An 11,811-nucleotide genomic window follows, 5' to 3' on the forward strand; every position below is an offset into this window, starting at 1 on the left:
CCATTCCCCAGAAGATCGAGGCCTGGCAGGAGTTTGGACGCCTTGCACTGCGCATGGAGAAGCCCGAGCTGGCACGGCGCATGATTGATGAGGTGGTCAAGCGCTTCCCCGAGGAGCCACGCGTGGCGTTGCTGCGCGCCAGCCAGCTGCAGCAGGCCGGCCAGACCGACCAGGCGCTGTCGCTGCTGCATGGGGTGGAGCCGAAGACCCGTCAGGACCCGGATCTGCGCAACGCGGTGGCCATCGCCTATGACAGCCTCGGCCAGCCGGCAGCGGCCGAGCGCGTGCTGGCGGTCGGTCCCCAGGATGTGCAGACGTGGGGCATGCGCGCTTCGCTGCTGGCCAAGCAGGGCGACAAGGCCGCGCTGTCCAATCTGTACAACGAACTGTCTCGGCAGGCGGCCAAGCCGGACCCGGCGCAGCGCCTGTTGCTGGGCAAGATCGCCGAGTACCTCAAGCGCTACCCGGAGGCGGTCAACTGGTATCACAGCGTTCCTGGCGGCGATGAGCTGAATGAAGCGCGCCTGCGCGCGGCCAATGCGCAGGGTCTGGCGGGCCGGCAGTCGCTGGCGCTGGATGAAGTGCATGCCATCCAGTCCGATGCCAGCGTGGATGACGATGTGCGGCGCGATGCGTATCTGCTGGAAGCCGAGCTGCGCCAGCGCGCCGACGACCTTCCCGGCGAGATCGACGCACTGGCCCGTGGCCTGGCCGCGTATCCGGACGAAAACGGCCTGTTGTATGCCCGTGCGCTGGCCTGGGAGCGCCGCGATGACATCGCCCGTGCCGAGGCCGACCTGCGCAAGATCCTGGTGACCGAGCCGGAGAACGTGCCGGCATTGAACGCACTGGGCTACACCCTGGCCGACCGGACCGGTCGCTACCAGGAAGCGCTCGAACTGATCGACCGCGCGCGCGTGGCCGAACCGGACAACGCCGCCATCGTCGACAGTTATGGCTGGGTGCTGTATCGGCTGGGGCGCAACGCCGACGCGCTGGTACAGCTGCGCCGCGCCTGGACGCTGGCCAAGGACCCGGAAATCGCCGCCCACGTAGGCGAGGTGCTGTGGGTGCTGGGCAAGCACGATGAAGCCCGTCACTTCTTCGAGGAAGCGGCCAGGCTCGACCCTGAAAACCGCGCGCTGCTGCGCGCCCGCGAGAAATTCAACCCATGAGTGTTTCCACGATACGGCCGTTGCTGCTGGTGGCCATGACCCTGGCCCTGAGTGCCTGTACCACCGTTGGCCGGCAGAAAACGCCGGCGCCGGCCGTGGTCACCACCGTTTCCGCCGAAGCGACCGCCGCCGAGGCCGCACGCGTGGACGCGCTGCGATCGGCGTCGGAGTGGAATTTCCAGGGCCGGGTGGCGGTCAGCAAGGGCAAGGATGGTGGCAGCGGCCGCATCGACTGGAAACAGGAAGGCCAACGCTATGTCGTCGAACTGAGCGCGCCGGTCACCCGCCAGAGCTGGAAGTTGAGCGGTGATAGCCATCATGAAGCCGGCCGTCTGGAAGGACTGGCCGGTGGTCCGCGAGACGGTGAAGACGCGCAGGCCCTGTTGCTGGAAGCCACCGGCTGGGATATTCCGGTCAACCAGCTGCCGGACTGGGTACGCGGCTTGGTCGCCGGCGACAGCGCTGGGCCGGAAAAGATCGAGCGTGATGCCGATGGCCGTCCGCGGCGCATGCAGCAGATGGGGTGGGTGATCCAGTATCTGGACTGGTATCCGGCCGAAGCCGGGCGTCCGGCTCTGCCGCGCAGGGTCGAGGCGGTCAATGGTGACGCCAAGGTGCGCCTGCTGGTCGACCAGTGGGGGCAGGGCGCGCCATGAACGCGCGGGTGGATGACGCGGGCTGGTCCTGGTGGCCGGCCCCGGCCAAGCTGAACCTGTTCCTGCATATCACCGGCCGCCGTGCCGACGGCTACCACGAGCTGCAGACGGTGTTCCGCCTGCTCGATTGGGGCGACCGGATCGGCCTGCGCCTGCGTGAAGACGGCCAGGTGCGGCGGCAGGGCGATGGCCTGGCCGGTGTCGCGGAGGCGGATGATCTGGCGGTTCGCGCGGCGCRGTTGCTTAAAGAGGTGGCGAATGTCGAGAAAGGTGTCGATATCGTCGTCGAAAAGCACGTTCCTGCGGGCGGCGGTTTCGGCGGCGGTTCGTCCGATGCGGCCACCGTGCTGGTGGTACTGAACCGGCTCTGGGGCGCGGGGCTGGACGAAAATACGCTGGCGGCGCTGGGCTTGCGCCTCGGCGCCGATGTGCCGGTGTTCGTGCGTGGCCACAACGCCTGGGCCGAGGGGGTGGGCGAGCGGCTGCGGCCGATCACCCTGCCGCAGGCCTGGTATGTGGTGGTCGAACCGGGCGTTCATGTGCCGACCCCGGTGCTGTTCGCAGATCCGGATTTGACGCGCGACAGTCCACAGGCGAAAATAGAGGACTTCGCTTCCGGCACGCTGGTCGGGAACGTGTTCGAACCGGTGCTGCGCCGCCGTGAGCCTGCCGTCGAGGCGGTGCTTGCTGCGTTGAGCGACATCGGCACGGCACGACTGACCGGTTCGGGAAGTGGTTGTTTCGTCGAGTTCGATTCGCAGGCTGCCGCCGAGCAGGGACGAGCGAAGTTGTCGAAGGAGTTGCGGGCAAGGGTGGCTGCGGGCGTTGCACGTTCGCCACTGCTGGATGCACTCGAGCAACACTGATTCATCAATGCAGGGGCGTCGCCAAGAGGCCCAAGGCACCAGGTTTTGATCCTGGCATTCGGAGGTTCGAATCCTCCCGCCCCTGCCAATGCGGCTGCGTCCGCGCCTTCCAGCGCATCACCTGCGCGGGACGTGGGAACAGCCGCGGTGTTGTCAGCAGCAGGGGCCGACGTGGTCCTTGCCGCTACCGGATCCCCGCCACTCGTCCCCGCCCGAGACAATCATGATGCAAGAGTCCCCGAACCTGCTGGTCTTTTCCGGCAACGCCAACAAACGTCTGGCGCAGAACATCTGCAAGGAACTGGGAGTCCGCCCGGGCAAGGCGCTGGTCTCGCACTTCTCCGATGGTGAAGTGCAGGTGGAAATCGAAGAGAACGTTCGCAAGCAGGACGTGTTCGTGATCCAGCCGACCTCGGCGCCGAGCGCGGAAAACCTGATGGAACTGCTGGTGCTGATCGACGCGCTCAAGCGCGCATCGGTGGCCAGCGTGACCGCCGTGGTGCCGTACTTCGGCTACTCGCGCCAGGATCGCCGCATGCGTTCCTCGCGCGTGCCGATCACCGCCAAGCTGGCGGCGAAGATGTTCAGCACCGCCGGCGCTGATCGCGTGCTGACCGTCGACCTGCACGCYGACCAGATCCAGGGTTTCTTCGATATTCCGGTCGACAACGTGTATGCCTCTCCGCTGCTGCTGGCCGACATCTGGCGCGCCTACGGCACCGAGAACCTGATCGTGGTGTCSCCGGACRTSGGCGGCGTGGTYCGCGCCCGYGCMSTGGCCAAGCRMCTGGATGACGCCGAYCTGGCSATCATCGACAAGCGCCGTCCGCGCGCCAACGTCTCCACCGTGATGAACATCATCGGTGACGTCGAAGGCAAGACCTGCGTGATGGTCGATGACATCGTCGATACCGCCGGCACCCTGTGCGCCGCTGCTGCTGCCCTGAAGGCGCGCGGTGCGCTGAAGGTCGCCGCCTACTGCACCCACGCGGTGCTGTCGGGCCCGGCGGTGGACAACATCACCAATTCCCAGCTTGATGAGCTGGTGGTGACCGACACCATCCCGCTGAAGGACGCCGCGCGGGTGTGCAGCAAGATCCGCCAGCTGAGCGTGGCGGAAATGCTGGCCGAAACGATGCGCCGCATCGCCTTCGGCGAGTCGGTCAGCTCGCTGTACGTGGATTGATTTTTCGTCCCCGCCGGCAACGGCAGGGACACACCGGGCGCTTCTGGTCGCGGAAGTGCCTTCAACCGCCAAGCCGCAAGGCAAGGCAACAACCGAGTAGTCGAAAATGTCGAAGACCCATGAAATCAAGGTCACCAAGCGTGAACTGCAGCGTAAGGGTGCGAGCCGCCGCCTGCGTACCGCTGGTGTGATCCCGGCGATCGTGTACGGCGGCAACGCCGAACCGGTCGCCATCAGCCTGGACCACAACGAAATCTGGCTGGCCCAGCAGAACGAGTGGTTCTATGCCTCGATCCTGGACCTGAACCTGGACGGCCAGGTGCAGAAGGTGCTGCTGCGTGACATGCAGCGCCATCCGTACAAGCAGCTGATCATGCACCTGGACTTCCTGCGCGTGAACGAGAACGAGAAGCTGACCGCTTCGGTTCCGCTGCACTTCATCAACGAAGACACCTCGCCGGCTGGCAAGGCTGCCGACGTCGTGGTCGCCCACGAACTGAAGGAAGTGGCCATCAGCTGCCTGCCGAAGGACCTGCCGGAGTCGATCGAAGTCGACCTGGGCGAGCTGAAGGCTGGCGACGTTGTGTACCTGTCGGACATCAAGCTGCCGAAGGGCGTGGAAATCCCGGCGCTGGCGCTGGGCAAGGACCACGACGACGCCATCGTCACTGCCAAGCACGGCAAGCAGGATGCTGCCGACGCTGAAGAAGCAGCGGCCGAGTAATACCCCGCGGCGCCTGTCCTTCGGGGCAGGCGCCGTATCTGGATGGAACGATGGCAGGATTGCGACTGATCGTCGGTCTGGGCAACCCCGGATCGGAGCACGCCCGGACCCGGCACAATGCCGGGTTTCATTTCGTTGAGGCCCTGGCTGAAAAAGCCGGTGCACGATGGAACGTGGACAGCAAGTTGTTTGGCGAGACCGCCAAGGTCGACATTGCCGGACAGACCGTGTGGCTGCTCAAGCCGGCCACCTTCATGAACCTCAGCGGCAAGTCGGTCACCGCCGCACAGCGGTTCTGGAAGATCGAGCCGGAGGACACCCTGCTGGCCCACGACGAACTGGACCTGGCGCCCGGCGTGGCGCGGTTGAAGTTCGACGGTGGCCACGGTGGACAGAACGGCCTGCGCGACACCATCCGCCTGCTCGGCCACGGCAGGTTCCATCGCCTGCGCGTGGGCATCGGCCATCCCGGCCACAAGGACCGCGTGGTGGGCTGGGTGCTGGGACGCCCCTCCAAGGACGATGAAGTACTGATCTCCCGCRCCATCGACGATGCGATCGACGTGCTGCCGTTGGCGGTGCAGGGCGATTTCAGCGAAGCGATGAAGCGGCTGCACACCCCGAAATAACCGGTAGTGCCGGCCGCTGGCCGGCAACGGGTACCAACCGGCCCCGGTAGGTGCCAACCGGCCCCGGTAGGTGCCAGCCGGCCTCGGTAGGTGCCAACCGGCCCCGGTAGGTGCCAACCTTGGTTGGCACAGATGTTGATCGACGACACCGAGATGGATTGGCCAAGCGGCGCGTGCGCTGTTTCACCAATCACTTTCACCCCAGAGAGCTGTCACCCATGGGTATCAAATGCGGCATCGTCGGCCTGCCCAACGTCGGCAAGTCGACCCTGTTCAACGCGCTGACCAAGGCGGGCATCGCCGCGGCGAACTTCCCGTTCTGCACCATCGAGCCCAACGTCGGCATCGTGCCGGTGCCGGATCCGCGCCTGAACGAGCTGGCGGCGATCATCAACCCGCAGAAGGTCATCCCGACCGCGGTGGAGTTCGTCGACATCGCCGGCCTGGTGGCCGGTGCGGCCAGTGGCGAAGGCCTGGGCAACAAGTTCCTGGCCCACATCCGCGAAGTGGATGCGATCACCCAYGTGGTGCGYTGCTTCGAGAACGCTGACGTCATCCACGTCAACAACAAGGTCGACCCGATCTCGGACATCGACACCATCGATACCGAGCTGGCCCTGGCCGACCTGGACAGCGTCGAGAAGGCACTGAACCGCGCCGAGCGTGCGGCCAAGGGCGGTGACAAGGACGCAGCGGCACGCAAGCCGGTGCTGGCCAAGCTGCAGGCTGCGCTGGCCGACGGCAAGGCCGGCCGTTCCGCTGGTCTGGACGAGGAAGAGAAGGCGCTGGTGCGCGATCTGTTCCTGCTGACCCTGAAGCCGGTGATGTACATCGCCAACGTGCTGGAAGACGGTTTCGAGAACAACCCGCACCTGGATGCCGTGCGCGCCCGTGCCGCCGAAGAAGGCGCGCAGGTGGTGCCGGTGTCGGCGGCGATCGAAGAAGAGCTGTCGCAGCTGGATGACGAAGACCGCGATACCTTCCTGGCCGACCTTGGCCTGACCGAGCCTGGCCTGAACCGCGTGATCAACGCGGCCTACAGCCTGCTCGGCCTGCAGACCTACTTCACTGCCGGTGTGAAGGAAGTCCGCGCGTGGACCGTGCGCAAGGGCRCCACCGCGCCGCAGGCTGCCGCGGTCATCCATACCGACTTCGAGAAGGGCTTCATCCGCGCCGAAACCATCGCGTATGACGACTTCATCAAGTACAAGGGCGAAGCCGGTGCGAAGGAAGCCGGTCGCCTGCGCCTGGAAKGCAAGGAATACCGCGTSCAGGAAGGYGACRTSCTGCATTTCCGCTTCAAYGTCTGATCGACGACGCAGCGCAGTGATTGTCCACAGGACCCCGCAATGCGGGGTCTTGTTGTATCGGGCGCCTGTCAGAAGGGGCGCACGAGCAGTGCCGCTGCGCGCTTCTGCTGCGGAAGCGCCAGCGCAGTGCTGCCGGTGGCCGTGGACAGAAATTCACCACGCCTTGAAACGCTTGCCGTGCAGGGCTCGCAGCTACTTGTCCACACCAAACCCCCACGGCTTTCCACGCGATGTGTGGAAAACCATCGAAGCGCCTGGACAAAAAACAGCCACACCCTGAAACGCTTGCGGCATAACGTTCAAGCCGGGTTGTCCACATCAAGTCCGCAGCGCTTTCCACCTGCTGTGTGGAAAACATGCACCTGCGGGCGCGGTAGATTAATTGGATAAAAAATGACCAGAGCTGAAAACGCTTGTCGTGCGTGGCTCATGGCCACTTGTCCACATCCAACCCCCATCGATTTCCACGCGTGGTGTGGAAAACAACAAGGGGTCCGACGACGCATCGCCGGACCCCTCGCTGGGATCACCCGTCGCAGCGCTTACCAGCGGTAAGAGACGCCCAGCTGGCCGCTGGTATCGCGGAAGCCCATGCCACCGGTCTGGTGGCTGATCTCACCCCAGCCGCGCCAGCCGCCCGACAGATTCACCTGCACGCCGGCCTTGGCTTCGTAGATGTCACGCGGCAACTGCCGGCGCAGGCGTTCTCCGTCCACGGCGATGGTCGCGTCGTTGCCACCGGACCACCAGTTCACCGCGACGAACGGCTGTACCTGCCCCTGGCGCTGCGTCAGCGAACGCGTGTACAGGCGCAGTCCCACACGCGTGGTGGTGCTGTCCTTGTCGCGTCCTTCAACCACCGTGCCGTTGGCCTCGACCACGCGGTCGGCGTCGTAGCGGCTGTGGATCACCTGCAGCTGTGGCTCCAGGTAGACACCGCGCTGGGCCGTACGCTGCACGGGAAGCACGTAGCCTGCCTCGGCCGAACCGGTCCAGCTGTGCGAACGATAGTGCTCCTTCTGCAGCCCTTCGCCCTGCACGCTGTTGCGGAAACGCCCGTACTGCAGCCAGCCGTCCACATACGCACCGTGCTCCATCCGCGCGTCCTGCAACCAGGTCGCATACAGGCCCAGGCTGGTGCCGTTGACCACACCGTGCGCGGTGTAACCGGTCACCTGCGAGCGACTGTCATTGCGTGCCCGGCCATGGCCGGCCATCACACCTGCCTGCAGCTGGCCGCCGGCATTGGCTTCGAAGCGACGACCGATGCCCAGCAGCAGGCTGTTGAGCTCGCTGTCCACATTCACCTGGTGGCCGCGGCTGCCGGGCGCGCTGCTGCGCACCTGTGCCCAAGCAATGGCGTCGCTGCCACCACCGGTCGCCTCGGCAGGATCACCGCTGCGGTCGTACAGGCTGTGCCGGAACATGCCCAGCGCACCGCTCTGGTTGGYCATGTATACCGCCGGCTCCGGACGCTCCACGCGCGGCGGTGCCGGCGGCAGTGGCGGATCGACCGGCGGAACTACCGGCGGATCGATCGGCGGAGCAGGCGGATCGATCGGCGGAGTCGGCGGATCAATCGGCGGATCGGGCGGTTCCGGCGGGTCGACCGGCGGGACGTATTCCGAGCGCAGGTACCAGTTGCCGTCATCCGGGGTGGAGACGCCGCCCTTGTACAGGAAGTAGTCGTAAGCGCCGGCCACCGCGCGTCCCTGCAGCGAGAACTGCGCATCGGACTGGCCGCCCACGCTGATCAGGCGGATGCCTTCGCTGGTCAGGGCACCGGCGCCCCCTGCGTTGCGCACGCTGACGGAGGCGGTGCCACTGCTGTTGCCCTGGATCACCAGCTGGTCACCCAGCGAGGCATCGTCGCCCAGCGCGCGGTTGAACAGCCAGTGGCCATCGTTGCCGACATAGTCGCCGGTGACGGTCAGGGTCTTGAAGTCGTCGGTGGTGGGGGCGACGAAGGCGATGGTACCGGCATGGTCCAGCGAGCCGACGCTGGAACTGGAACGCACGTTCCATTGGCTGCTGCCGTCCATCGCCAGCTGCGCGACCTGGTAGCCCGAATCGTTGCGCAGCGCGCCGTTGAACACGGTGCCGTTGCGCAGCGTCATCTGCACGTTGGCGGTGGCGCTGTCGACCACGACATCGCCGGTCAGGCGGCTGTTGTCGGCAGTGAACAGAATGTCTGCGGTGGCGACTGAACTTCCATCGGTGAACACCGTATCGCTCACCCGCAGCAGGCGGCCACCGTCGAGGTTGCCTTGCTGGCGCGCGACGACATCGGTGTTGTTGAGCGTGAGCTCGTGGTTGCTGCCCTGCAGCCACAACGCGGGGCCGTCCTGGGTCTGCAGGGTGCTGTTGTTGAACACCAAGCGGTCCCAATAGGGCCCGAACACGGTGATGTAGGAGCGATAGACACCCGAATTCGTGCCCTGCGCATGGATGCTCAGGTTGTCGGCGGTGAGCTTGGCCGTGTTCATCTGCACGATGCCGAACGAGGATGCACCCAGTGTGGTGATCGAGCCTCCGTCCAGCTGCGCATCGGCCGTGCTGCCGCCAAGGAAGACGCCGCCACCGCCGGTGCCATGGGTGGTGATGTCCAGGTTCTTGGCGCGGATGCGCGAGTAGGGCGTCGGCGGATTGCTGCCCGAGGCACGCAGGCCGTAGACCCCATCGCCGTGGGTATCGATGCTGCCGCCGGTGATCGTGGCGGTACCACCCCAGACGTCCACGCCATGGCCGTAGCCGTTGTCGCCATAGGTGCTGATCGTGGTATCGGTAAGGTCGGCCAGCGAGTCCGCGCCGGACAGCCAGATGCCGGAATAGCCGTCGCGCACGGTGAAGTGGGCACCGTTGATGGTCAGCTTGGCCCAGCTGTTGACGTTGACGCCGTAGCCGCCGACGGTCTCGAAACGGCCGCCGGTGATATCGGCGGTGGAGTACACGCGGTTGCCACTGTTGCCGAGCAGGCGGATGCTGCTGCCGCTGCTGCTGGCACTGCCGCCCACGATCTGCAGCGTGCCACCGTTGTCGATGTCGAAGTAGCCGTTGACCACGTCCACGTCGCGCAGCGACAGCACGCTGCCGCTGCCGCCGGAGGACAGACGGCCGCTGTAGCCGCTGCTGGCTTCGTCGAAGGTCATCTTCAGCGATTCCAGCGACAGCAGCGCGCCACCCTCGGCGTACACTGCGCTGTTGGCACCGTTGTTGATCTCCGTACCGGTCACGTGCAGTTCGCTGCCACGCCCAGTGGAGTACAGCGCGTTCCCGCCGCTGCTGACACGGCCACCGTTCAACCACACCTTGCCGCCACCGGTGGCATTGACCGTGCCGTAGCCGGAGCCATTGCGGAAGGCATTGATGACCAGGTTGTTGGCGCGGATCACGCTACCCGCACCGCTGGCGTTCAGCGCATAGCCGACGGTGGTGCTGCCGTTGCCGATCTGCAGGATGCCGCCCTCGATGACGACGCTGCCACCGGCGCTGGCAAGGATGCCGCTGCCGCCGCCGGTGCTCGAGATCCAGCTGCCATCGACCGTAATGGTGCTGCCCACACCATTGGCCTCCAGCGCGTAGCCGCCTGCACTGTGCTGCAGGGTGTCGTCGGCGCCCAGCTGCAGGCTGCCACCATCGGTAACCTTCAACGGCCCCTGCAGTTCGGCCGCATGCACGGGCAGGGCGGCCCACAAGGCGCTGGCCAGCAGGCTGGGAATCAAGGGAAGGCGCGCCACGCGCGCGCAGGCGGGCGCACGGCGGCGCCGTGGGGGAGAGGCGTTCATGCTGTTGGATTCCTGTGGCAGGGCGCAGCGCGGCTGCGCGATCTGGCGCGGCAGGGCCGCGTCGCTGTGGAAACCGCGTGCGATGGCCGCTGCAGGCGCCATCCGGTTTCCCTCCCGCCGGTAACGCGATGACGATGGGACGTCGTCACCGTGGCGGGATGCATCCAGACTAGAAATCAGCCCTGTCCTATGGAATCAGGCGTTTCCTAAAGCACTTCGTGCCCGGCGCATGGGCCGGRCACGGTTCAGCGTTGTGGACGCCTCAGGCGAACAACGAGGCCTGCAGGCAGTACTCGATCAGCGCCTGGTCGCTGTCCACGCCCAGCTTGCGCATCGCGCTGATTTTCTGGGTGCTGACCGTCTTCGCGCTGCGCTGCAGTTGGCGGGCGATGTCGCCCACGCTCATGCCGCCGGTGAACAGGCGGATCACTTCCAGTTCCCGTGGAGAAAGGCGTGCCAGCACCACCGCGGCATCGGCCGGTTCCGCCGCGGCAACCGGCATCAGTCCGGGCGGGCGATAGATGCGGTCGGCCAGCACCGTGCGCAGCGCCTGCACCAGGCTGCCCAGGCCGTGGCTCTTGAGCACCACGCCGCCCGCGCCAGCGGCATACATGGCTGCCACCAGCGAAGGATTGGAGACCATCGTCAATACCAGTACATGCGTGTCCGGGAAGCTGCGGCGCAGGAACGAGATCAGCTTGATGCCATCGCCGAAGCTGTCACCACCGGGCATGCTGTAATCGGTGATCACCGCATGGGGCTGGGTGCTCGTCATCAGCTCGATCAGGGTCGCCGGATCGGCGGCCTCGCCGACCACGTCCAGGTCCAGTTCGCCGGCCAGGACATCGCGGATGCCGGCAAGCACGATCGGGTGGTCGTCAGCGATGAGGATGCGGGTGGTCATGGCAGTGTCGGTTTGCGGGAAGGTGAGGGGGCGGCGACGTGCGTCAATGGTTCCAGCAGCCGCTGCAGGCGCCGTTGGAAATGGTCGAGCGCCCCGGCCAGCGCAGGCAGCGTGTCGCCGTCGCCGATCTGTTGTTCGATCTGCTGGCCGTGTGCCACCAGTGCCGGTGCGCCGACGATCACCAGTGCGCCGCGGATGCGGTGCAGCACCTGTGCCACGCGTTCGGGCGAGACATCGCCGATCGCCCGCTGCAGGCTGTCCAGGTCGGCCTGCATGGTCTGCACGAACAACGCCTGCATCTTTTCCGGAACCTGCAGCGGAGCATCGGCATCGGCATCGTGGTCGCTAGGTTCGCTGTGCGGCCCGGCCGTGACCTGGGTCAGCAGGCGCTGCAGTGCTGCCAGGGTGATCGGCTTGACCAGCACCCCCTGCATCCCTGCCTCGTGGCAGCGTTGCCGTTCGGCCGGGTCGGCGTTGGCGGTTGCGCCATGGATCGGTACGCCAACCCCACGCGCGCGCAATGCACGGGCCAGACCGTAACCGTCCAGTCCCGGCATGTTGAGGTCGGTCAACACC

Annotated in this window: 10 protein-coding genes and 1 tRNA gene; 8 read left to right on the forward strand and 3 right to left on the reverse strand. The window is 66.1% G+C overall.

All coding sequences use genetic code 11. The features are described from left to right. The 8 genes from AC1VAN_RS01835 to ychF form a co-directional block, all read left to right on the forward strand. On the forward strand, nt 1-1,175 hold a 1,175-nt coding region (locus tag AC1VAN_RS01835), incomplete at its 5' end, for a tetratricopeptide repeat protein (protein ID WP_480985158.1). After that, a complete protein-coding gene (gene lolB, locus AC1VAN_RS01840; RefSeq protein ID WP_442252021.1) occupies nt 1,172-1,831 on the forward strand; it encodes a lipoprotein insertase outer membrane protein LolB in 660 nt (219 codons plus the stop codon). The genes AC1VAN_RS01835 and lolB, both read left to right, overlap by 4 nt. Further along, the gene (gene ispE, locus AC1VAN_RS01845) at nt 1,828-2,697 is read left to right on the forward strand and encodes a 4-(cytidine 5'-diphospho)-2-C-methyl-D-erythritol kinase (protein ID WP_480985159.1); all 870 of its coding nucleotides are present in this window, start codon (nt 1,828-1,830) and stop codon (nt 2,695-2,697) included. Before lolB ends, ispE begins: the two co-directional genes overlap by 4 nt. A gap of 11 nt (nt 2,698-2,708) precedes the next feature. Further along, a tRNA-Gln gene (locus AC1VAN_RS01850) sits at nt 2,709-2,785 on the forward strand. Nucleotides 2,786-2,923: 138 nt separating this feature from the next. Then, on the forward strand, nt 2,924-3,883 hold the full coding sequence (locus AC1VAN_RS01855; RefSeq protein WP_480985164.1) for a ribose-phosphate diphosphokinase: 960 nt from the start codon (nt 2,924-2,926) through the stop codon (nt 3,881-3,883). Between the two features lie 106 nt (nt 3,884-3,989). Next, nucleotides 3,990-4,607: a 50S ribosomal protein L25/general stress protein Ctc gene (locus AC1VAN_RS01860; protein WP_025879148.1), complete on the forward strand. Its 618-nt coding sequence runs from the start codon at nt 3,990-3,992 to the stop codon at nt 4,605-4,607. Between the two features lie 50 nt (nt 4,608-4,657). Then, nucleotides 4,658-5,236: an aminoacyl-tRNA hydrolase gene (pth, locus tag AC1VAN_RS01865; protein WP_480985160.1), complete on the forward strand. Its 579-nt coding sequence runs from the start codon at nt 4,658-4,660 to the stop codon at nt 5,234-5,236. 218 nt (nt 5,237-5,454) lie between these two features. Further along, nucleotides 5,455-6,546: a redox-regulated ATPase YchF gene (gene ychF, locus AC1VAN_RS01870; protein WP_480985161.1), complete on the forward strand. Its 1,092-nt coding sequence runs from the start codon at nt 5,455-5,457 to the stop codon at nt 6,544-6,546. A gap of 542 nt (nt 6,547-7,088) precedes the next feature. On the opposite strand, the gene AC1VAN_RS01875 is transcribed toward ychF, so the two are convergent. The 3 genes from AC1VAN_RS01875 to AC1VAN_RS01885 form a co-directional block, all read right to left on the reverse strand. Continuing rightward, nucleotides 7,089-10,331: an autotransporter outer membrane beta-barrel domain-containing protein gene (locus AC1VAN_RS01875; protein ID WP_480985162.1), complete on the reverse strand. Its 3,243-nt coding sequence runs from the start codon at nt 10,329-10,331 to the stop codon at nt 7,089-7,091. A 262-nt stretch (nt 10,332-10,593) separates the two neighbouring features. Beyond that, complete coding sequence (locus AC1VAN_RS01880) at nt 10,594-11,235, reverse strand: response regulator (RefSeq protein ID WP_025879152.1); 642 nt, start codon at nt 11,233-11,235, stop codon at nt 10,594-10,596. Then, on the reverse strand, nt 11,232-11,811 hold a 580-nt coding region (locus AC1VAN_RS01885), incomplete at its 5' end, for a response regulator (RefSeq protein WP_480985163.1). The genes AC1VAN_RS01880 and AC1VAN_RS01885, both read right to left, overlap by 4 nt.

This window comes from Stenotrophomonas sp. 05L44_2, assembly GCF_056665995.1.